At 60.1% G+C, this 22,678-nt stretch carries 21 protein-coding genes; 9 read left to right on the forward strand and 12 right to left on the reverse strand.

Going from position 1 to position 22,678, the window contains the following annotated elements; all coding sequences use genetic code 11:
- The 7 genes from WB650_RS11990 to WB650_RS12020 form a co-directional block, all read right to left on the reverse strand.
- Positions 1-817: SpoVR family protein (locus WB650_RS11990; RefSeq protein WP_423960618.1), on the reverse strand; the 817-nt coding region annotated here is incomplete at its 3' end.
- Positions 814-2,160, reverse strand: coding sequence for a YeaH/YhbH family protein (locus WB650_RS11995; protein ID WP_422303113.1), 1,347 nt, complete (start codon positions 2,158-2,160; stop codon positions 814-816). The genes WB650_RS11995 and WB650_RS11990, both read right to left, overlap by 4 nt.
- A gap of 427 nt (positions 2,161-2,587) precedes the next feature.
- Positions 2,588-2,944 (reverse strand): GIY-YIG nuclease family protein, encoded by a 357-nt coding sequence (locus WB650_RS12000; RefSeq protein ID WP_422303112.1) that lies wholly within the window; start codon positions 2,942-2,944, stop codon positions 2,588-2,590.
- Between the two features lie 106 nt (positions 2,945-3,050).
- Positions 3,051-4,985, reverse strand: a complete 1,935-nt coding sequence (locus tag WB650_RS12005) for a serine protein kinase (RefSeq protein ID WP_422303111.1) — start codon at positions 4,983-4,985, stop codon at positions 3,051-3,053.
- 207 nt (positions 4,986-5,192) lie between these two features.
- A complete protein-coding gene (locus tag WB650_RS12010) occupies positions 5,193-6,074 on the reverse strand; it encodes an MBL fold metallo-hydrolase (protein WP_422303110.1) in 882 nt (293 codons plus the stop codon).
- A gap of 290 nt (positions 6,075-6,364) precedes the next feature.
- Positions 6,365-7,354 (reverse strand): hypothetical protein, encoded by a 990-nt coding sequence (locus tag WB650_RS12015; RefSeq protein ID WP_423960620.1) that lies wholly within the window; start codon positions 7,352-7,354, stop codon positions 6,365-6,367.
- A 4-nt stretch (positions 7,355-7,358) separates the two neighbouring features.
- Positions 7,359-7,823, reverse strand: coding sequence for a hypothetical protein (locus WB650_RS12020; protein WP_422303108.1), 465 nt, complete (start codon positions 7,821-7,823; stop codon positions 7,359-7,361).
- A 285-nt stretch (positions 7,824-8,108) separates the two neighbouring features.
- Between WB650_RS12020 and WB650_RS12025 the strand changes: the two genes are divergently transcribed.
- From WB650_RS12025 to WB650_RS12040, 4 genes are all read left to right on the forward strand, one after another.
- Positions 8,109-9,503, forward strand: coding sequence for an amidase (locus WB650_RS12025; protein ID WP_422303107.1), 1,395 nt, complete (start codon positions 8,109-8,111; stop codon positions 9,501-9,503).
- 15 nt (positions 9,504-9,518) lie between these two features.
- Positions 9,519-10,910, forward strand: coding sequence for an amidase (locus WB650_RS12030; RefSeq protein WP_422303106.1), 1,392 nt, complete (start codon positions 9,519-9,521; stop codon positions 10,908-10,910).
- Between the two features lie 358 nt (positions 10,911-11,268).
- Positions 11,269-12,402: a hypothetical protein gene (locus tag WB650_RS12035; protein ID WP_422303105.1), complete on the forward strand. Its 1,134-nt coding sequence runs from the start codon at positions 11,269-11,271 to the stop codon at positions 12,400-12,402.
- A 169-nt stretch (positions 12,403-12,571) separates the two neighbouring features.
- On the forward strand, positions 12,572-13,657 hold the full coding sequence (locus WB650_RS12040; protein WP_422303104.1) for a hypothetical protein: 1,086 nt from the start codon (positions 12,572-12,574) through the stop codon (positions 13,655-13,657).
- Positions 13,658-13,672: 15 nt separating this feature from the next.
- On the opposite strand, the gene WB650_RS12045 is transcribed toward WB650_RS12040, so the two are convergent.
- Together WB650_RS12045 and WB650_RS12050 are read right to left on the reverse strand one after the other, a co-directional pair.
- Complete coding sequence (locus WB650_RS12045; RefSeq protein WP_422303103.1) at positions 13,673-14,728, reverse strand: class I SAM-dependent methyltransferase; 1,056 nt, start codon at positions 14,726-14,728, stop codon at positions 13,673-13,675.
- A gap of 54 nt (positions 14,729-14,782) precedes the next feature.
- Positions 14,783-15,700, reverse strand: coding sequence for a LysR family transcriptional regulator (locus tag WB650_RS12050; protein WP_422303102.1), 918 nt, complete (start codon positions 15,698-15,700; stop codon positions 14,783-14,785).
- 156 nt (positions 15,701-15,856) lie between these two features.
- Between WB650_RS12050 and WB650_RS12055 the strand changes: the two genes are divergently transcribed.
- Complete coding sequence (locus tag WB650_RS12055) at positions 15,857-17,125, forward strand: MFS transporter (RefSeq protein WP_422303101.1); 1,269 nt, start codon at positions 15,857-15,859, stop codon at positions 17,123-17,125.
- Here the strand turns inward: WB650_RS12055 and WB650_RS12060 are convergent.
- Positions 17,122-18,144 (reverse strand): LLM class flavin-dependent oxidoreductase, encoded by a 1,023-nt coding sequence (locus tag WB650_RS12060; RefSeq protein WP_422303100.1) that lies wholly within the window; start codon positions 18,142-18,144, stop codon positions 17,122-17,124. The two genes, WB650_RS12055 and WB650_RS12060, sit on opposite strands and share 4 nt — an antisense overlap.
- Positions 18,145-18,419: 275 nt before the next feature.
- On the opposite strand from WB650_RS12060, the gene WB650_RS12065 reads away from it, so the two are divergent.
- The 4 genes from WB650_RS12065 (at position 18,420) to WB650_RS12080 (ending at position 21,830) form a co-directional block, all read left to right on the forward strand.
- Entirely contained in the window at positions 18,420-19,718 is a 1,299-nt protein-coding gene (locus tag WB650_RS12065) for an acyl-CoA dehydrogenase family protein (RefSeq protein WP_422303099.1), read from the forward strand.
- 134 nt (positions 19,719-19,852) lie between these two features.
- Entirely contained in the window at positions 19,853-20,257 is a 405-nt protein-coding gene (locus WB650_RS12070; protein ID WP_422303098.1) for a hypothetical protein, read from the forward strand.
- A 190-nt stretch (positions 20,258-20,447) separates the two neighbouring features.
- Positions 20,448-20,915 carry a MaoC family dehydratase gene (locus WB650_RS12075; protein ID WP_423960625.1) on the forward strand — a complete coding sequence of 156 codons (468 nt, stop codon included), beginning with the start codon at positions 20,448-20,450 and terminating at the stop codon, positions 20,913-20,915.
- Between the two features lie 15 nt (positions 20,916-20,930).
- A complete protein-coding gene (locus WB650_RS12080; protein ID WP_422304079.1) occupies positions 20,931-21,830 on the forward strand; it encodes a crotonase/enoyl-CoA hydratase family protein in 900 nt (299 codons plus the stop codon).
- Between the two features lie 3 nt (positions 21,831-21,833).
- On the opposite strand, the gene WB650_RS12085 is transcribed toward WB650_RS12080, so the two are convergent.
- Both WB650_RS12085 and WB650_RS12090 read right to left on the reverse strand, forming a co-directional pair.
- Positions 21,834-22,238: a hypothetical protein gene (locus WB650_RS12085; protein WP_422304078.1), complete on the reverse strand. Its 405-nt coding sequence runs from the start codon at positions 22,236-22,238 to the stop codon at positions 21,834-21,836.
- A gap of 31 nt (positions 22,239-22,269) precedes the next feature.
- The gene (locus WB650_RS12090) at positions 22,270-22,674 is read right to left on the reverse strand and encodes a GFA family protein (RefSeq protein ID WP_422304077.1); all 405 of its coding nucleotides are present in this window, start codon (positions 22,672-22,674) and stop codon (positions 22,270-22,272) included.
- Positions 22,675-22,678 lie beyond the last annotated feature (4 nt).

Below are 22,678 nucleotides of genomic sequence, written 5' to 3' on the forward strand. Positions count from 1 at the left end.
TCATGATCTTCGTCTCCATCATCGAGATGAAGTACTTTGCTTCCTGATCGACGATGGTGAGCAGATCTTTTTCGAAGTCGGCGAGGAACGGGTTGTGATCGCGGATGAAGAGCAGGATGTCTTCGTCGGGCTCGAGCGGGACCTTGTGGAAGTCGGGAACCTCGACGATTTTGCGCGCGTGGATTTTCTGAAACGGATCGGGCGATCCCTGCGCAGTGTCTTCGGCGCGAGCCATCTGCTCGAACGGCGAGAGCTTCTTGATCGCAAAATTGCGCCGGCACTGCCATGACAGCGCGTGCGCCGCGTCGAGAATGCGCTCGACCTTCTCGACTCCGATCGACGGATCCTCGACGTAGCGCCGCACGCGCATCGCCGCGGCCTTGAAACTCTCAATCGTCAGCTCGGCGCGCGTCGCCGACTTGAACGTGAAATTGTTTTTGAAGAAATCGTTGTGCCCGTAGACGTGCGCGATGGTCAGGATGTGCAGCAGCAGCGAATTGTCGCGCATCAGGTACGCGATCGCGGGATTCGAGTTGATCACCATCTCGTACGGCAGGCCGCTGACGCCGTGATCGTAAAGCGTCTTGAGCTTTTCGTACGACTTGCCATACGACCAATGCGGATAGTGCGACGGCATGCCGGAGTACGCCATGTAGCCGAGCATCCCGTTGTGATCGCAAAGCTCGAACTCCTGCGGATAACAGTCGAGCCCGAACTCGTCGGCCTTGGCGCGAATCTTCAGGTCCCATTCGACGAGGTCGCGCAGATCCCAAGGCTTGACGCCTGGCGACGTGCCCGCGAGCGGAGTGGCGCTCATGCTTCCTTCACCCTGTCCTTGGCCAGGAACGCTTTGAACGACGGCCAAATGTCTTCCTTGCGTTCGATCAGCACGGTGTGAAAATTCGGCGCCTGGATTCGGCGGAACACGTTGAGCATCGAGGATTCGTAGTAGCGCGAGCCGAGCGGCTTGATCTCGCCGTAACCGAACAGGTTGCAAATCTCGGCAAGCTCTTCGGCGTCCTTGAGCGCGGCGGGATTGTCGGAATCGAAGTTGTCGCCGTCGGAGCAATGAAACGCGTACAGGTTCCACAACGACGGATGGTAGCGCTCGGCGATTATCTCGAGCGCCTTGGCGTAGCCGGACGAAATGAACGTGCCGCCCGATTCGCCCTTGTGAAAAAATTCTTCCTCGGTGACCTCGCTGGCCTCCGTATGGTGCGCGATGAAAACGATTTCGACGTTGCGGTAGCGGGTCGAGATGAACTGGTAGAGCAGGAAGAAAAAACTGCGCGCGAGGTACTTTTTCATCGTGTCCATCGAGCCCGACGTGTCCATGATGCAGATGACCGCGGCGTTCGACTCTTCCTTGGTGTCAACCTCGACGTGCTTGTAGCGCAGATCGTTCTGATGGAACGGGTACCGGTGGCGAACGCGCTGAAAGGCGGCCGTCGCGGGCGAAGGCGCGAGGTCCTCCTGGTCGAGCGGCGCTCCGTCCAGCGCGCCTTCCTCGAGCGCGATCTCATCGAGCGCACCTTCGACGTCGGCATCGGCGCCAATCTCGCGGTCTGCTTGCGATTCTTCCAATGCGCGCGCGACGGCATCGCTGCGCTTCTCGGACGCGAGCATGCGCATCACGCGCTGCTTGGCTGTGCGCCGTTTGTCGAGCCTGATGCGGATGCCGACCTTGCGGTACCCTTTGCGCCGCGAGGAGTACTCGGATTGGATTTCGCGTAGCGCACGCCGCTCGAGGTTGGGCAGTTCGAGATCCTCGAACATGATCTCGATTAATTCCTCGAGGGTGACGTCGGTCTCGTAGTAGTCGACGCCGGGGCGGTCGCCGGCGTGCTCGTCGCCCTTGCCGGGGCCGTCTTTGCCGGTCTTGCCGACGACTTGCCCGGGGCGCGAGTCGCCGTCGCCCTGCGACGCGCCGGGTGAGTTGTCGCCGAACACGAACCGGTATTCCTTGATTCCGCGCAGCGGAACCTTAATTACGCGGTCCTTATTTTTGCCGATGATCGATTCTTCGGCGATGATGTCGGCGATATTCTCGCGAATCGATTCGCGAACCTTCTGCCGATGCCGCAGGCGGTCGCCCGCCGAGCGATCAGAACGCTCGGCGTCAGAGACCCGGTACTCGCGAAAGATAGTATCGCCGCTCATTGGGACACCCGAGAGGTTTTGTTCAGTTCGGCTATCTTCAACTGGAGCACCAATGGAGCACCAAGGCACGTTTATACCATAAGTGGTGGTTTTGAGATGAGGGCACTACCATCGGTAGCTTCGGTCCGTCAAAAATTGTTTTCGCCGCGCGCAGATTCCCTAGCCGGGATTCTTCGCTCCGCAGACTCCGCTCTGAATGACACAAGGAGCGGGATTCTTCGCTCCGCGGACTCCGCTCTGAATGACACGAGGAGCGGGATTCTTCGCTTCGCTCTGAATGACACAAACACCGGGATTCTTTGCTTCGAAGACTACGCTCTGAATGACACAAGGAGCGGGATTCTTCGCTTCGCGGACTCCGCTCTGAATGACACAAGGCGGTGAGCTGTCTTGGGGTGATTTGCATTTCCGAGTCTTTGTCCTTGTGTCATTCAGAGCCGCTGCGGCGAAGAATCCCGGTCTTTTCGCTTGACTCAGCGACCGCTTCCGACTCAGCACTCAAGTCCTGCCACCTCGGATTCTCTTCCTCGATCAGCGCGATCTTTTTTGATCGCGACATACCCTTGATCCGATTTTCGGCTGCTATCGCCTCGTTGACGTCGTTCGTTTCCTGGAAATAGACCAGACGATTGACTCCGTAACGCTTGGTGAAGCTGTCGAACATTCCGCTTTTGTGCTCATTAACGCGTCGCTCGAGGTCGTTGGTTACGCCGGTGTACAAAGTACGAGACGGACTGCTCATTATATAAACGAAGTAGCGCTTGTTGCTCGACGTTTTTCGCATACTGCTTCAGGAGCCGGGATTCTTCGCTTCGCTCTGAATGACACAAAGACCGAGATTTTTCGCTTCCCGGACTCCGCTCTGAATGACACAAGGATGACACAAGAAATCAGTCCTTCCACAGATTGTTCGCTGCATACTTCAGCACGACATCCACGCATGATTCGCAGTAGCCGTTTTCGAGGAGATTTTTTACCATCGAGCTGTACTTTTCTCCCTGCTCCTCGTCGCGGGTGCGGGCCTTGGTGATGATGCGTGAAATGTCGCGCACACTCGTCATCAGCTTTTTCTCGATCGCTTCTTTCAGCGGCTCGTAACTCTTGTAGCTGATCTTTTCGCCGCGCCGCGAGGTTGCCCACAGGTACGCGATCACTTCCTGGCGGAAACCGTCGGCCGCAGAGCCGATGATCGCGATTTGCTCCTCGATCGATTTCAGGAAGCCCTCGTCCGGCGACAGTTCCTCGTTGGTGTTGCGATCGCGCACGCGAGTCTTGTTGACGTACGCTTCCGCGTGATCGAGGTAGTTCTGGAACAGCGACTCCGCCTGCTCCTGGTACGAGTAGACGAACGCGCGCGTGATCTCTTTTTCGAGCAGGTCGAGATATTCCTTGTGCAGCGTGTCCTGCAGGAACTCGAGGTACTGCTTGCGCGTGTCGTCGGGCAGGTCGCCCTCCTTGGTCATCGAGATGAGCGCCTCGCGCACGTTGATCGGATTGATGCAATTGCCGGTGACGTTGTCCGACAGCGCGTTGTCGAGCGCTTTCATGATGAAGCGGGTCGAAATCCCCGACATGCCCTCGCGCTTGGTGTCTTCCTTCAGCTCCTGCACGTCGATCTTCTTGGTGCGTCCTTTCTCGACGACTTCTTCGCCGTTGTAGAGCCGCAGCTTGGTCATCAGATCGCACTTCGACGTCGGCTCGAGGCGCGACAGGATCGCGTACATCGAGGCGAGCTCGAGCGTGTGCGGCGCGACATGCGCTCGGAAATCCGAGTTCTTGATGATCTTCTGGTAAATCTTGACCTCTTCCGACAGGCGCAGGTTGTACGGCACTTTCACCACGACGATACGATCGAGGATCGCTTCGTTGGTGTGATCGGCCTTGAACTTCTGCCACTCGGCTTCGTTCGAATGCGCGACGATGCAGGTATCGACGTAGACCATGCCGTGACGGCCGGGCGCCGGGATCACTTTTTCCTGCGTCGCTGTGATCATCGCGTGCAGGTACTCGGTCTCGTTCTTGAAAACTTCGATGAACTCAACGATTCCGCGGTTGCCGACGTTGAGCGCGCCGTTCAGTTCGAGCACGCGCGGGTCGCCCTCGGAGTATTGGTCGAGCTTCGAGATATCTTCCGATCCAATCAGCACCGAAGTGTCCTGGTTGTTCGGATCAACCGGGGGCACCACGCCGACGCCGACGCGATTGCGCTTGGAGAAGCTGCGCGCGGCCACCGGAAATTCCTCGTAGCGATTATTGAACTCGGACTTGAGCCGGTAGCGGCACACGGGGCAGAGGTCGCCCTCGATATGGACCCCGAGCATCTTCTCGAACTCGCGGCGCAGATGGCGCGGGACGAGATGCAGCGGCTCCTCGTTCATCGGGCATCCTTCGATCGCGTAGATGAGCCCGACCTGCTCGAGGCCGCGCTGGATGCGCTCGACCAGCGAACTCTTGCCCGAACCCACCGGGCCCATCAGGTAGAGGACCTGGCGGCTCTCTTCGCCCTTGAGCGAGGCGGAATGGAAATAGCGGACGATCTGCGCGATGGTGCGCTCGATGCCGAAGAATTCTTCCGCGAAGAAATCGAAAACCTTCAGCGGCTCATCCTTATATAGCCGCTTGGTGCGCGGATCGTCGGTGTCCGACAGCGGATGCAGACCCGACGAAATAATCAGGTCGTAAATCCGCGCGTGCGCGAGCTTGGTCATGATCGGGTCGGCTTTCACGACCTCGAGATATTCGAGCAGAGTGCCACGCCACTGCTTCGACTCGCGTGCAGCGCGGTCTTCTTTGATCACTCGCTCGAAGTTATTGAGATCCGCCATCGGCTATCTCCTTCGGGTTCGGGTTATAGAATGTTGGACAGGAATACTGCCTGGGGGGAGCGTTTACTGGTCGGGCCGTACTAGTTCTGGAGCCCATCTGACAGCGAGTATATCGGAGCCGGTGATTTGCAACAAGCAAGGTAGGTGCATACGAACGCACAGCGACGCATTGAATGTTAATAGACTTGCTGCCGACTGAAATCAGCATCACTCAAATAACCGTTCGGACACCGGCACCGTGTCGCCGAGCACGATACGTCCGCGATCGTTTCGCACCGTCGCGGCGAAGACGGTGTCGTCGTGCGCGAACGACAGCCACCATCGCTTCTCGACGGCGAGGCCGAGGTAGTGCGCCTTCTGTTCCATCGTGCGGAGCGCGTCGAGATCGTACGCCTGGTTCCACGGGCCGCGGATATGCGATCGCGTCGGCACGATATCGGCCAGATGCATGAAGCATTCGCCGCCGTCGCTGACGATGGCAGCCTGATGATCACGCGTGTGGCCGCCGGTGACGACGGCGCGCACCCCAGCGACGACGTCGGTGTCGCCGTCGATTGCTTCGAGCATCGAGCGCACCGGTGCGAGGATCTCATCAGTGTGACGATAAGCCGCGCGAAGCCGTTCGTTGCGCGGATTGTCGGCGATTTCGAGCTCGCCGCGTTGCAGGAAGATTCGCGCACGCGGAAACGCGGCCTCGAACGCGCCGGAATCGCGCCGCCGCACGATCCCGCCGCAATGATCGAAATGCAGGTGCGAGACGATCAGATGCGTGATGTCGCCCGCTTCCATCCCGAGCGCGCGCAGATGTTGCGGGAGCCATCCGTCGCCGTGATCAAAGATTTGACGCTCGACGTCGGTCAGCCGATTGCCGATTCCGGTGTCGACCAGGACTGCGTCGCTGCCCTTCATTATAAGCGGGCACGTCAGGTTGAGGCGGATACGGTTGCGCTCGTCAGGCGGATGGTTGCCCTTCCATAGTTCGCGCGGCACGACGCCGAACATGCATCCGCCGTCATTGCGCCATAGCCCGTCGGCAAGGAACGCGACGGTGAAGGCGCCGATCTTGATTTTTGGAGGTGTCTCAGCCATCGCGCGTGCTGTGAGTCCGATCAGTCACGTTTTGAGGATCAACGCGATGCGCTTGAAAGTGCAAGTCCCGCGATTGCGGTGGAGCGCTGCGCGATTTCTGAAACCGGAACCGGCTTCGCTGACGCGAAGCTGTCTTCCTCCCGTCGCTACGCTCCCGTCGTCAGGGTGACAGAATAGACGCGTCGCGCTCTTAGGTTGTCGGGTGACAGGGTGGGGCGTCGCGCTTTTGGGTTCGGGGTGACAGAGGGGGGCGCGATGGCTCGCCTGGGTGATGTGGGGGCCATGGAATGCTAGCGCTGCGCCATGTTGGCTACGCGCTTGAATTCGTCGAGGTGTGATGCGTCACACCATCGCTGGCCGGCGATGCGGCCGAATTCGCGGTCTTCGCAATGCATCGTGTCGCCCTCGACGCGGCAGGAAAATTCGTGAGTCTCGTCGATCGCCGTAGGATGCGAGAACAGGAGACCAAAAAAGCTGGCGCCTTGTTCCTTATGATGGAGCAGGAACCGCATTCGCATCGAAGCAACGCCGTCGGTCGAAACCAATTCGAGGCGCGACCATTGTTCGGTTTGGGTTCCATAGAGGCCCGGCGTCAGGCGCAGCGACGAAAAGCTCGGGACATATTTTCCGTCCGCGCCGCGTTGGTAGCAGAAGCGTCCCGAGTCGTGCGTGTAGAGGCATCCCTCGGGCGCGCCGGGCTGCAGCCGGACGGGACCGTTCTGCTGATCGTTCACCAGCTCCCAGCATCCGTTGAACACACTCGGCAGCTTGAGCACGGAGTTCTGGTTGCCGGGCGGAATCTCGCGGGTCGCGAGGTTGGGTTCGACCTGAATCTGATTGTCGAGCGCGAGGTTCTGCGTGCCGAGAAACTTGAGCGCCTTGCGCTCGGCGTCCTCGCGGCCGAACTCGGACGCGACCTGTCCCGATAGTGTGAGAGATGCCGGCGCTCCTGACGCGTCCTGGAAAACCTTGGCGGTGACGAAGGGCAGGCGATGTGAATGCAGGTAGTCGGTCGCACCGCGCGAGCGGGCCGCATCGAGCATCGATTGCGCAGGGAGAGTCAGCGCGCTCGACGCGGGCGGCGGCTGTTGCGGGATTTGCAACTCATTTTTCTCGGCAGGCGTGGGCATTACGGGAGCGGGCTGCATCGGAATTTGCATCGGTGCCTGGTTCGGCGGCGGTGAATCGCCCGACATGACGTTGGACACCAGCGCATTCGCTAGGAGCAATATCGCCGCGAGCAGCGGTCCGATTCGCTTGCCTGTGCCGAAATCGCGCATCACCTCATGATCCCATCAACCAGGTTCCGAGGATCAGCGCGATACCGCCCATCGCCACAATTGCGATGTGCGCGCGCACCATCCGAGTCATCGCGCCCGGTACGGCGTCGGTACGTTCGCGCGCCACGACCGCTCTGATTACGGCGCCGATTCTCATCGACCACGTCATCACCATGATCATAATGATGAACAATGCGATCTTGATCGCGAGCACGGTCATGAAGGCAGTCGAGAACACGAAGTGTCGGGCGACTCCTGCGGTCATCAGGTTGATGAATCCTGTGATCAGAAGGACGATCGCGGCGACAAGGCCGAGCAGGTCGATTTTGGGCGCAGCGTTGGTCGCGAAATTGCGCTGATCGACGCTGCCCGCTGAAAGCGCGAGTCCCGCGATCACGAAGCATGCGCACGCGCCCACCCAGATTGCGCCGGCGGCAGCGTGGGTCCAGAGAATCAGGGTTCCGAACAATCGCAGGGTCTCCGTTGGATAAGTCTTATCATTGTGTAAGGCGGAGCGAAGACGGTGGTGGACCGCTGCGCGATTTCAGAAACCGGAACCGGCTTCGCTGGCGCGAAGCTGTCCGGAGGCCAGAAGCCAAGTACTGCCGCGTTGCTCGCTCTGTCAGGATGACACAAAAAAATGAAGGCGCGAGTCCCTAACGATCCGTTCAAGTTCAACCGCTGTTGGCGGGCGGGTTCGTTTTGCGCTACTAGGGTTTTTGAATCGACGCATCGTCTGACGGAGGTGAATGTGATGCTCAATCCCTACATCGAGGCTCATGAAGTGCGCGACTTGATCCTTAAGAAGGAAATCAAGCCGCGCGAGGTTGCTGAGTTTTTTATTGCGCGCGTGCAGAAGCTTAATCCGAAGCTCGGGGCGTTCATGACTATTACGCCGGAGCGTGCGCTCGCTGACGCTGAGCGGATTGAGAAAATGAGCGATGCGGAGCGGCATCGCGCGCCGATGTTCGGGGTGCCGTATTCGATCAAGGACCTCAACTGGACCAAAGACATCCCCACTTCGATGGGGTCGAAGAATTACGAGAACTTCATGCCGCCTGCGGACGAGGAGATCGTCTTCAGGATGTGCAATGCGGGCGGGATCCTGCTCGGCAAGACCACCACGCCCGAGTTTGGCGGGCGTCCGACGACTGAGGGCGGCCTTTGTCCGCCGGCGCGGAATCCATGGAACCTCGAGCACACGGCGGGCGGGTCGAGCGGCGGCGCAGGCAGTGCGCTCGCGGCGGGACTCGGTCCGCTCGCGCAGGGCAGCGACGGCGGAGGATCGATTCGCATCCCGTCGGCATGCTGCGGCGTGGTCGGAATCAAACCGTCGCGCGGGCGTATCTCGCTGTCGCCGGTGGCGGGCGAGGCGTGGGCGGGATTCGCGACGTTCGGCCCGATGGCGCGATCGGTGCGCGACGTTGCGACGATGCTCGACGTGATGCACGGGCCGGTGGTCGGCGATCCGTATTGGGCGCCGGAACCGGTCACGTCGTTCAAGGCCGCAGTCGAAATTGCGCCGCGTCATCTGCGAATTGGAATGATCTCGAAAACCTCGCTGGCGAAGGTCGATTCGGAGACGCTCGACGCGCTCGATTCCGCGGCGAAGTTGTTCGAGGAGATGGGCCATCGCGTCGAGCCAATCAGCACCGACCCCGGCGGGCGCATGCGCGATATCGTGATGTCGCTGATTTGCGCGGGGGTGGCGTCGACGCCGGTCAAGGATATCAGCCTGGTCGATCCGGTGGTGCGGGCGCTGTGGGAGGCCGGGCAGAAAATCACGGCCGTCGAGTACATTACGAACGTCACGCAGATGCATAACGTCTCGCGCGAGATCGTGCAGGAGCTCGCGCCGTACGACGCCGTTATCTCGCCGGTTACGAGTCGTCCCGCGGTGAAGCTCGGGACGTTGCCGTCGCATCCGAGCAAATACCTGGACGAGCTGCCCGAATGGATTCCGTTCACGTTCCCGTTCAACGCGACGGGGCAGCCGGCGTTCTCGGTGCCGAATGGATTCAGCAAATCAGGGCTGCCGCTCGCGATGCAGATTGTCGGTCGCCAGGCGGACGAGGTGACGATCATCGGGCTCGCGGCGCAATTCGAAAAGGCGCGTCCATGGAAGGACAAACATCCGCCGATTGATTAGTGAGGATACATGACGATGCTCGATCCATTTATCGAAGCTTGGGATCTGCGTGAGCTGGTACTGAAGAAGGAAGTGAAGCCGCGCGAGGTGGCGGAGTTTTTTCTGAAGCGCGTCGAGGAGCTGAATCCGAAGTTGGGCGCGTTCATTACGGTTACTGCCGAGCGCGCGCTGGCGGATGCGGCGCGGCTCGAGAAGATGAACACTGCGGACGCGGTCAAGCTGCCGCTGTTTGGGGTCGCGTATTCGCTCAAGGATTTGCTGTGGACGAAGGACATTCGCACCACCTTTGGATCCAAGAATTATGAAAACTGGCACGCGCCCGCAGATGCGGAACTTGCGGTACGGCTCGCGAATGCGGGCGGAATCCTGCTGGGGAAAACTTCGACGCCGGAATTTGGATTGCGGCCGACGACCGAGGGCGGACTTTGTCCGCCGGCACGAAATCCGTGGAACCTCGAACATACTGCGGGCGGATCGAGCGGTGGGTCGGCGTCTGCCGTCGCCGCCGGATTGCATCCTGTCGCGCAAGGCAGCGATGGGGGAGGGTCGGTGCGGATACCGGCGGCGTGCTGCGGGCTGGTGGGAATCAAGCCGTCGCGCGGACGGATCACGCGGGCGCCGTCGGAGGGCGAATCATGGGGCGGGCTTTCGACCACGGGTCCGATCGCGCGCACGGTGCGCGACGCTGCGCTGATGCTGGATACGATGGCGGGGATGATGCCGGGCGATCCGTACGCGGCGCGCCCGCATACGCGTCCGTTCGTCGAGGAGGTGTCGGCGCATCCGAAAAAACTACGGCTCGCGCTTCTCAACAAGAGCGAGCTCGGCACCGTGGACGCCGAAACGCTCGCGGCGCTCGAGTCCGCATGCGGAGTGCTGCGCGAGATGGGGCATAGCGTCGAGCCGATCACGATCGATCCGGCCGCGATGCTGGGAAAATTTGCGCGGGTGATCGTAGGCGCGTCGGTGTCGGCGCTGAATATTCCGAATCCGGAGTTGCTCGATCCGGTAGTGCGCGGGAGTTACGAATGGGGCGCGAAAATTTCCGCCGCGGATTATATCCGCGCGGTCACCGGGATGCACAACACGTCGCGCGATATCATCCATAGGCTGATGCCCTACGACGCGCTGATCGCGCCGACGCTCACGCGACCGGCGGTGCGGATCGGCACGTTGGCGTCGAATCCGGCGACGGGCGCTGACGAAATTTACGCCTGGATCGCGTTCACGTTTCCGTTCAACTCGACCGGTCAGCCGGCGATCTCGATTCCCAACGGATTCAGCAAGGCAGGATTGCCGCTCGCGCTGCAAATTGTCGGACGTCCCGGCGATGAAGCGGGCGTAATCGCGCTGGCCGCTGAGTTCGAGCGCGCGCGACCGTGGAAGGACAAGCATCCAGCGATTTAGTCGGTCACATAACCTGGCTAGCACTCTTTCGCAGAAGAGCAGAATCTTGAATTGCGTGCGAGAGAATCGCGCGCTTTATAAGGATCCTCACCTTAGATCCTCTCCCATTCTGGGAGAGGGGAAGAGATTCATTTTGTACCGGGATGGCCATTGCTCCCTGCGACACGCTTGAGCATCATAGCGGGTCATCGGGGCGCTGGGGCGTTGCTCGACGCCTGTTAACGAGCAGTTAGCATACTAATGGTGAGCTTTTGCCAGCTGGACTCAGGTCTCTGGTGCAAATCTTGCTGTTACGGCGTGAACATGTCCGCCTCTCGACTTCAGAGCGGGGAAAGATGGGGAATAATGGGGAGAATCTATGAATTATAAGACGAAGGGGACAGCGCTGGTTGCTTGCATGCTTGCGATCGGTGTTGCGTCGATGCCACAAAATGCGCTCGCACAGCAGCCTTCCCAGTGCAGTTACTCGCCTCAGCAAACGGCGCAGACGCGCCCGATTGAGCTGGGCGTTTCGGGCGGGAATATCAACTCGCTTCTCAGGGCCAACAGCGGAAAGCTTAGCGGTTGTTACAGTGGGACGCTGGGGTCGTTGGTCGAGGACGCAACCGATACTCAGTACATCCTGAGCAATAATCATGTGCTCGCGGATCAAAATACGGCTAAACCCGGCGATCTCATCGTTCAGCCAGGCCTGGTGGACGTGGAATGTTTGAAGGCGCCGAGCAATGCCGTCGCAACTTTCAGCGGCATGGTAAGACTCAAGTTCAACGGGAGCAGGAACTACGTCGACGCCGCCATTGCAGCGGTGAATCCGGGAGACGTAAGCCCCGAGATCGCATTCATCGGGGGAATCTCAAGCTCGCCGGCGACGGCCACAATCGGGATGGCTGTACAGAAAATGGGTCGTACGACTTGTCTGACGTTCGGGGCGGTCGCGCAGCTGGATGCCCATTTGAGGGTAAACTACTCCGATACGAAGCGTCCGAAACCGGCTAAGTTTGTCGACCAGATTGTTGTGAGTGGAAGCCTTGAAACACCTCAATTTAGCGCAGCCGGCGACTCCGGCTCATTGATCGTAACCGATGACGATTGCCCGCAGCCGGTGGCCCTGCTGTTTGCGGGATCAGCTAGCGGATTGACCATCGCCAATCCAATTTCCACGGTGCTGAGCGCGCTGAACGTTTCGATGGTGGGCACTTGTACCGCGTCGCTCTCATCCGACTCAGCGAATGCAGAACTAGTGGCTGGGGGTGCGCCGGTGTCGAAGGAGGCCGTCGCCGTAGCCGCTGCGGTTCGCGACCGCCACGAGGACTCGCTTATGAGTATTCCGGGAGCAGTCGGCACGGGGATCGGCGCCGGCGATCATCCCGGTCAAACGACGATTGTGCTCTACGTCGATAAGCTGACGCCTCAGGCGCAGGCTGCCGCGCCCAAAGAAGTCGAAGGCACGCCGGTCAAGCTGATCGAGAGCGGCGAATTCGTCGCCTACTAGATCGCGCGCTAACGGGTGGCGAGACTCGCGGTGTGACGCGCGTTCCGAGCGCGGATCACCGCATCTTCGTAATTGAAAAAATTGCAGTCTGGTGCAGCCGCATCGGAACGTGGTGTAATTTCCCCGAAGTTTATTTTCAAGATGGGAGATTGCTACGAAGTATTCAGCAATGGCGGCTACCCTCGCGCTTGGTGTGTTGGCGATCGGCGCGGCGTCGATGCCGGCGGGCGCAGTTACGTGCGATCAACAAACGACGTTGCCCCGACCGATCCCGCTTGGCGTCTCAGGCGGAAATATCAATGCGTTCGAAAAGATGCATCACCAGGAATTCTGCTTCGGCGGAACGCTGGGATCGATGGTGCAGGATTCGAGCGACAATCAGTACATCCTGAGCAACAATCATGTACTCGCGGACATTAACAAGGCGACGCCCGGTGATCTGATCGTTCAGCCGGGCCTGCCGGAAAACGCAATCAATTGCCAGCAGATGCCTGGTGACGCGGTTGCGACCTTCACCCGCACCGTCAACATTAAATTCTCGGGGAAGAACACAATCGATGCGGCTATTGCGGCGGTTGATCCGGGTGACGTGAGCTCCGAAATCTTGAACATCGGGGGAATCGCAAGCTCGGTGACTGCGCCAAGCGTCGGCCTTGCGGTGCAGAAGATGGGGCGAACGACATGCCTCACGACCGGAACGATTTCATCGATTAGTGGCCGCTTCAAGATAAGTTACGGCGGCGGAAAGGTAGCGAAGTTTGTCGATCAGATTCTGATTAACAGCCCGGCTCCCCCGAATAACTTTGGCGGACCAGGCGACTCCGGATCGCTCATCGTAACTCAGGACGCTTGCCCGCAGGCGGTCGCACTACTGTTCGCCGGCTCGGGGAATGAAGAGCAGACGATAGCCAATCCGATATCTGATGTGCTGAGCGGGCTGGGCGTTTCGATGGTGGGAAGTTGCACGCCGACAGCGACCTCGGAGACGGCTCAATCAGATGTGCTGGCCGGGAACATGGGCATGTCGAAGGAGGTAGCCGATTCGGCTGCCGCGGTGCGCGACCGGCATGAGGACGATCTCATGAAAATTCCGGGCGCCGTCGGGACCGCCATCGGGATGAGCGATCAACCGGGAAAGCCCGCGATCGAAGTTTACGTGACGAAGATGACGCCGCAGGCGCAAGCCGCCGCGCCGAAAGAAGTCGAGGGCGTGCCGGTGAAGCTGATCGAGAACGGCGGCTTCGTAGCGTACTGAGATTCCCGCGCTACGTCACGGGCGCGCTTCGAGGATCAGGTTGAAAGGGGTTGCCGTTGCGCGGCGGACTCGGGTGAAGCCGCCGGCTTTCAGCACCTCGGTCAGTCGCTTTTCTCCCGCCTGTGTACCGAGACCCAGGCCCACTTCCTGCGAGAGTGAGCCCGGGACGCAGATCATTGTCGATGCGGCGTAGAATACGCGGCCGACCGGATTGAGGTTATCCTCGAGGCGGTCGTTGCCGAACGGCTCGACCACCATCCAGGTTCCATCTGCGGCCAGCGAGGATTTAACGTGCGCGGCCACGCCGACCGGATCGCCCATGTCATGCAGACAGTCGAAGAAGGCGGCGAGGTCGAAGGTGCCCGGAAATTCCTTGGCCGTGGCGCGCTCGAAGGTTACGCGATCGGCGACTCCCGCATCGCGCGCAATTTCGCGGGCGCGGTCGATCGACGGCTGATGATAGTCGAAGCCGAAGAATTTCGATTTCGGGAACGCTTTCGCCATCAGGACTACCGACGCGCCGTGGCCGCATCCGACATCTGCGACGCGAGCGCCGCGCTCGAGTTTCTGCTTGACGCCATCGAGCGCGGGAATCCATTCGGAAACCAGATGCATCGCGTAGCTGGGGCGGAAGAAGCGCTCGGTGCCGCTGAAGAGGCAGGCGTCATGCTCATGCCATCCGACGCCGCCGCCGTTGCGGAACGCATTGGCAACTTTGGGTTCGTCGCGGAGCGTCGCGGCGACAATTTCGTACATCGCGGGGAAAAATGCCGGCCCGTTTTCATCGGCCAGCACGAGCGCCTGCTCGGGCGAAATCGAAAAGCGGCCTGAGTCGGCGTCGTAGTTGATGTAACCGGCGGCGGCTTGAGCGGCGGCCCATTCGCGGACGTAGCGCTCGACGGTGCCGGTTTTCGACGCGAGCTCCGCGGACGTCATCGGTCCGTCGGCGGCGAGCGTTTTATAAAATCCAAACTTGTCGCCGAGCATCACCAGCGCCGAGCCCATTGCGGCGCCGACGTCGCCGAACATTTTATTGATCAGTTCCTGTAGTTTGTTTCCGTCGATCGCCATAGGAATCCTCCGCCCCCAGCGTTGTCTCTTCTTTAGAAAGGTCGCGCGCGTACGTCAAGAATACCGGCGTTTGCGCGGACGGCCGTAGCGCAGAACTGCCGCATTGCGTTCGAAGGCTTCAACGATTGCGTTTGAGACCAGCCGAATCCTGGCGGCGCGTCGCAAATCCTGATGGATGACCATCCACACCTGACGCATCGTCGGCCGCTCATGCGGCCATACGCGCTCCAGTTCAGGATTCTCGTCGGCGAGGCAGCACGGCAACTCGCCGATCCCGATTCCATGTTCGACCGCCCTGATCTGCACGAAGGCGGTCCCCGTCGTATGCATCGCGATGCGGGCGTCCTCGAGCGATTCGCCCTGAAAAGGCACCCCAAGAGACGGCGGGGTGACCGGGTACTTGATAAGAGAATGACCTCGCAAACCCGCGCCGCGTTTGGGTCTGCCGTGGGCCGCCAGGTAGCGATGGGATGCGTAAGCTGCGACTCCAAATTCTCCGAGCTTGCGGCAGATCAAGTTGGAGTCGGTAGGGCGCGCGGTACGCACAGCGATATCGGCTTGGCGTCGTGCGATGTCGAGCGTGGTCAGGCCAATCAGCAAGTCGACCTGGAGTTGCGAATGTTTCTGAAGGAGGGTCGCCAGCGCCGGCACGATGACCTGGTGCGCGAGCATCTCGAGCGTCGTCAATCGCACCAGTCCGCTCGATCGCGTGTCATGACCGGTCGCCAGCCGCTCGACCGCGAGCGCGGCGGTTTCCATCCCTTCCGCCTGGTTCAGGATGGCCTGGCCGGCGGAGGTGATCGCGAATCCTTCGGGCGTCCGGTTGAAGAGTTTTGCGCTAAGGCGCCGCTCGAACGCAGTCAGGCGGCGCCCAACTGTCGCGTGATCAACGCCTAATACCCTCGCGGCGCCTGAGAGGCTTCTTTCTCGGACGATAGCGAGGAAGAAGCGGATGTCGTCCCATTGATCCATCCCGAAGATCCTCCGTGCCCGACGAGCGGCTGTGAGATTTTGCACGACAGATGTGCACAGATACCTAATTTCACGAAATATGGATCGAGCGCAAGAATTGCTCCATCGAGCGATTGGAGAATCTGCGAATCGTGAAACTTCAGGAGCGCACCATTCATGGACAAGCAGGATGAACGAGGCTGGGTAGTAGTCGGCGCACTGTTCGCGACCTTGTTCCTGATCTGGGGACCGATCAACGCGGGCAGCGTGTTCTTTATTCCGGTGATCAAGCATTTCGGATGGAGCCGCGGATTTTTCTCGCTGTTGGCCGGTATCGCTCCGCTGGCGGCAGGCCTCAGTAGTCCCGCGGTTGGATGGCTGATGGATCGGATCGGTGCGCGCCAGATGATGATCGCGGGCGCATCGACGGTGGCACTCGGTTACATGGCGCTCAGCCGCGCGAATTCGGCGGCTGAATTCCTGATAATCCTGTTCATCCTCGGGGTCGGAGTCACCGCTTCGACGATTATTCCGACGGCGCTGGTGATCACCAACTGGTTCCAGGAGAACCGCGGGCTCGCGCTGGGGGTAGCTTTCGCGGGAATTCCGCTGGGCGGCACCGGGGTCACAATTTTCGCGAACTACGTGGTGCTGCACTACGGATTTCGGGCGGGATACTTCGCGATGGGCGTGCCGATCGCGTTGATAGTGATTCCGCTGCTGGCCGCATTCGTGAAAACGCGACCGGACGCGCATGCAGACGATTCGGAAATGGCCACGGTCAGCGCGATGACGGTGCCGGGCCTCGAATTGAGCGAAGCGCTGCGGTCTCGATCGTTCTGGCTCATCGCGATCGCCGAAGTCTTGTTCGCCACCGCCAGCCTCGGCGTCCAGGTCCATCTGGTTCCCTATCTCACCGGCATCGGATATGCGCCGACGGTCGCAGCGGGGCTGTTTGCTGCGATGTTCATCTTCAGCGCAATCGGAAGTTTTGTAATTGGTTCCATGGCGGATAGCCGCGGCGGGCGCGTGATGCTTACGGCGGTGTTCGTCGCGGCTGCGGCCGGTATCGCCGCATTGCTCGGCGCCCCGCACTTCGCGGCAGTCGCAGCGTGCATAGTAGTGTTCGGATTTGTGCGCGAAACGCATCTGCTGCCGCTGGTGATCAATGAATCTCTCGGCGTCCGGCGACTTGGATCGATCCTGGGACTGTTGGCGCTGTTCACAACGTTCGGATTTGCAGCGGGGCCGGCGATAGCGGGGCGGATTTTCGATGTGACCGGCAGTTACACCGGCGCCTGGATTATGTTCATCGCGATGGGGCTCGTATCGGCACTAGCGATGCGCGCAACTCTGCCGCTCGCCGACGAGGAAGCCCGCATCGCGGTCGGCAAGGTCCTGCCGCTGAATCCCGGCCAGGAGCAGGGCTCAGCTGCTGCGCCTTAACGCGGGGTTAGGTTGAAGGTTTTGGCGAGGAGCTCGTGCGAGCGCAGGCGGGCTTGATGATCGTGCACGACGGTCACGAGCATCACTTCCTCCAGGTGCAAGACGCTTGCGATGTCGACCAGCGTGTCGCGGACGTGGTCGGGCGTGCCGATGATCGCGCGCGGCCATTCTCCCGTTTCGCGCATCATCACGTCGGCGGGTAACGGCCCCGGGCCCAGCTCGGCGAGCGCCTGCTCGGGCGTTGGGATCGGACCGCGCATTCCCTGGCGTGCATGACGCACGAAGAGGCGCACGCTCGACGCCATCCGTTGAGCTTCGGCGTCAGTCGGCGCGGATATCGCGCTGATTCCCAGAATCGCAACGGGTGCGGAGAGCTCGTTCGAGGGCTTGAAGTGAGTGCGGTAGTACTCGATCGCGGCGCGGGTGTGAGTAGGATCGATGAAGTGCGCGAACGCGTACGGCAATCCAAGCTGCGCCGCGGCGGCCGCGCTCCACATGCTCGAGCCGAGCAGCCAGACGTCGGGCGCCCCGGGCATCGCGGGCGAAAGCTCGATGCGGCTGAAGGCGTGATCGGGTCGGAAGCCGCCGTGGAGGAACGCGATCAGCTCGAGCAGTTGTTTGGGGAAGTCGTCCTCGGTCTGCTGCGAGTTGCGATCGCGGCGCAGTGCGAATGAATCGAGCGGGCTGCCGCCGGGCGCGCGCCCGATGCCGAGATCGATGCGCCCGGGATACAGCGCGTGCAGCACCCGGAAGCTCTCAGCGACTTTCATCGGACTGTAATGCGGAAGCATCACGCCACCCGAGCCCACGCGGATGTGCGAGGTCTCGGCGCCGACGCGCGCGATGAGAACTTCGGGCGCGGGGCTGGCGAAGGCGCCGGTCGCATGATGCTCGGCGATCCAGTAGCGCTCGTAGCCGAGGCGGTCAGCGAGTCGCGCAAGCTCGATGGTATTGCGGAAAGCGTCGGCAGTGGTGAAGCCGGCAGGAACGGGGCATTGGTCGATGATCGAGAGTTTCATGGAACTTATAAAGGTATCTTGCTGAGGCGCGTCGAACGATTCCAGAGGACGATCAAATGCAGGCAGGGCGGAGTCATAATCTGAAAGACAGTGGCACAGGCTTTAGCCTGTGGTCTTCAGCCTGGATTTGCATGATCCAGAAAATCACAGGCTAAAGCCTGTGCCACCATGGGAACAGCGCTCTGGTAAAAACTTCCCGCATTGGCGAGAATCCGGTTGTGAGTTCCAGCCGCGCGAATCGGCGGGACAACACTCTACACGGAGGACGAAATATCATGAGTTGGGATTTTGAAACTGAGCCGGAGTTCCAGAAGGAGCTCGACTGGATCGAAAAATTCGTGCGCGAGGAGGTCGAGCCGCTCGAGTTCGTGCTCGATTGCCATCCTTATGACGTGCGCGATCCGAAACGCAACGCGTTGGTGCGGCCGCTTCAGGCCGAAGTGAAAAAGCGCAAGCTGTGGGCGTGCCATCTGGGGCCGGAGCTCGGTGGGCAGGGCTACGGACAGGTCAAGCTCGGACTCATGAACGAGATTTTGGGACGCGCGACCTATGCGCCAATCGTGTTCGGATGCCAGGCGCCCGATTCGGGCAACGCGGAAATTCTCGCGCATTACGGGACGCCCGAGCAGAAGAAAAAATATCTGCAGCCGCTGCTCGACAACGAAATCGTGTCGGCGTTCTCGATGACCGAGCCGCAGGGCGGCGCCGATCCGAAGGTTTTCAAGACGCATGCGGAGCTGAAGGGCGACAGCTGGGTGATCAACGGCGAGAAATGGTTTTCGTCGAATGCGCATCTCGCGTCGTTTCTTATCGTGATGGTGGTGACTGATCCCGACGCGAAGGAATACAACCGCATGTCGATGTTTATCGTGCCGAAGGATACTCCGGGCGTGAACATCTTGAAGAACCTCGGGGTCGGGACGCATGAGCGCGGCGGCAGTCACGCCTACATCAGATATGAAGACGTGCACGTGCCGAAGGACCATATGCTCGGGCCTCGCGGCAGCGCGTTCGTGGTGGCGCAAACGCGGCTCGGCGGGGGCAGGATTCATCATGCGATGCGCACGATCGGGCAGGTGCGCAAGGCGTTCGACATGATGTGCGAGCGGGTGTTGTCGCGCACAACGCAGGGATCGCGGCTCGCGGACAAGCAGATGGTGCAGGAAAAGATCGCGGACTCCTGGATGGAGATCGAGCAATTCAGGCTGCTGGTATTGCGCACCGCGTGGAAGATCGATCGCTACAAGGACTATCTGAAGGTGCGCAAGGATATCGCGGCGGTGAAGGCGCTCATGCCGAAAGTATTCCACGACGTGGCGGCGCGCGCGCTACACTTGCACGGATCGCTTGGCGCCACCGGCGAGATGCCGTTCGTCGAGCAGGTGATCCAGAGCTTTCATATGGGACTCGCCGACGGGCCGACTGAGGTCCACAAGATAACGCTCGCGCGCCAGGTGTTGCGCGATTACAAAGCAACCGACGGTTTGTTCCCGACTCAGCATATTCCGCGGCTGCGCGAGGCAGCGATCAAGAAGTACGCGGACAGGATCGAGCTCGAGGTGGCTAATCAGTAAGCAGGTCAGACTTACCTTCGCAGTTTTCGCCGCGCTGTAAATTATACAGGTCCCGCGAACGGGTCGTTGCTAACTCTGTTGGGATTTTTTGGGCACAGAAAATGCTCAATTTAATCCTGCAGAGGAAGCCGATCATGGGCAAGATATTTTTATCGCTGGGATTTTGGATGACCATTGTGCTTTTCGTCGCGCTTGGATACGCATTTGACCGTGCATGGGGTTCAGAGTGCGCAGGATCAATTAATTGCGGCTATACGGATGCAACGCGCGCGTCGTGGATTTCACCCGCGTCGTGGCTCTCACCGGACGAGAATCAGCATTTTCTGTTTGAGAATGATCTCGGGGAAAGCAACGATGTTAGTCGTCGCCGATGCACGCCCAACGCGTCGCCGCGTATCGACTATCCCGACTTCCAGCAGATGGCGAATTTGCAAGCCGGCGATGCTCCGATATATGCGCCGGGCTTTTCGCTCAACATAACTCGTCGCCCTCCCGAGGTCGCGCTCTGTCCCGGACCAATCGAAATTCCGCGTCACTAGTTCCTAGTCACCAACCGGCTTTTTAGTCCAAAAAATAAATGCGGAATGGCGGGCACGGCGGGCCGCCCCACTGACTATGGCGGCATTCGGCGCGTCTCTGCTTTCAGTTGCATTTCGAAACCCGAGTCGGCTAGAACCGTGGAAGCTTCAGGATTCGCATCGCAATCGAAAAACAGGGAGAGGAACGACGATGGAGACGATCAAGTTTGACGATATATCGGCGCTCAATAAGAAGATCAGCAAGGAGTTCGGGCCGTGGAGCGAACCGATTCACGTGACGCAGGAAAAAATTAATCAGTTTGCCGACGTGACCGGCGACCATCAGTGGATTCATATCGATATCGAGCGTTGCAAAAAAGAAAGTCCGTTCGGCGGGCCGGTGGCGCACGGATTTTTGACGCTGAGCTTGCTGCCTGCGTTCAAAAGTACCGATGAATACGCGATCACCGGATTTCGCAACGTCGTGAACTACGGCGCGAACAAACTGCGCTTCGTGTCTCCAGTGCCGGCCGGCGCGAGCGTGCATGCGCGCTCGCGGCTGATCGCGGTCGATCCGCGGCCGATGGGCACGATGCTCACGCGCGAGACGGAGATCCAGGTCGTGGGACAGCAGAAGCCGGCGGTGGTTTACGAAGCGCTGATGCTTTTCGTGAAGTAGGCGGGAGGCCAGTCGATGGCGTACGAACAGATTATTTACGAGGTCGCCGATAATATCGCGACGATCACGCTGAACCGGCCGGAGAAGCTCAACGCGTTCACCGGCATCATGATGAACGAGATGATCGACGCGTTCGATAAGGCCGACGCGGACGACAACGTGCGCGCCGTCATCGTGACGGGCGCGGGGCGCGCGTTCTGCGCGGGTGCGGACTTGTCGGCGGGTCCCAGGACGTTCGATTCGACGCGCGAGGATCGGCCGGAGCGCCGTTCGGCGATCAAATCTGACGGCAGCGTTGATTGGAGCAACGAAGGAGTTCGCGATGGCGGCGGACGCCTGACGCTGCGAATCTTCGAAAGTCTGAAACCTGTGATCGCGGCGGTCAACGGACCGGCGGTCGGCGTCGGCGTGACGATGCAACTCGCGATGGACATTCGGCTGGCGTCGGAGAACGCGCGCTTCGGATTCGTTTTTGCGCGTCGCGGAATCGTGCCTGAGGCGTGCTCGAGTTGGTTCCTGCCGAAGATCGTCGGCATCTCGCAGGCGCTGGAGTGGACGTTCACGGGGCGCGTCTTCCCCGCCGAGGAAGCACTCGAAGGCGGGTTGATCAAGAAGATCTACAAACCAGATCAACTTATTCCGGCGGCGCGAGCGCTTGCGCGCGAGATCGCCGACAACACGTCGCAAGTATCGGTTGCGCTGATTCGCCAGATGCTCTGGAAGATGGCGGGCGCGGACCATCCGATGGAAGCGCACAAGATCGACAGCCGCGGAATCTTCGCGCGCGGATCGTCGGCGGACGTCAAAGAAGGCGTGGCGTCGTTTCTGGAAAAGCGTCCCGCGAAATTTCCAGACAAGGTTTCGAAGGACATGCCGTCATACTTTCCGTGGTGGCAAGAACGGAAGTACAGTTAACGGTCAGTAAGAATGCAGGATGATCGGCGATCGTAGCCTGAAATCAACGTTGCGCTCGCTCACGAAGTCTCGATTGATTTCGAGAACCTTTTGATCGAGCAACTGCCCATTTCTATGGAGTTGGACCGTGATGGTTTTGGGCTTGCGGGTGCACCTATCCGGTACCACCAACCCGGGTCCATCGTAGGGATCGAAGTATCGGGTCACGTCGAATTTGCCGTCGGTATCGACGACCGCTGCAGGTTCTGAGTTCCAATTTGGATCCGGGAGTACTTGCACAGAGACAGTAGACCCGGCAGCAGGACCTGAAATCAGACCGTAAATCACGATGGTGCCGCGAGCACACTTTGCCCAAGCATTCCCCGGCAACAAACAAAGCACCACCAGAGTTAGAACATGCTTGAGCATTTATGCCCCTTTCGAGAGCTTTCAACTCTCGTCAGACTGGCGGTGGGCCTTCGGGATGTTGCGGCAGGGCGTCGGTAATCTCGTGCCACGGAGCCTTCGAGCCGACGTAGATGTGACCGCTCGTGCGAATCTTTGGATCGTCGTCGAGCGCGCCCGCCGGAATCAACACGACTTCGCGAGTCGGAACCCTTCGCGGCATCGGGCTGCCGCAGATACGGCAGAACGAATTTCCAAATCGTTGGGTGTTCGGCATCCGATAGGTAGTCACGAGATCTTCTCCGCGAGTCCATCGGAAAGATCCGACCGGCACGAACATGTTGGCGGCGAATGCCGCACCGCGCGCTTTGCGGCACCGCGAGCAATGACAATTGCGTAGCTCGATCGGATCGCTGGCCTCGAAGGCCACGCCACCACACAGGCAGCTTCCCCTGATCATCGCG

It is taken from the genome of Binatus sp. (SeqCode) (assembly GCF_049584895.1).
Lineage (GTDB): Bacteria > Desulfobacterota > Binatia > Binatales > Binataceae > Binatus.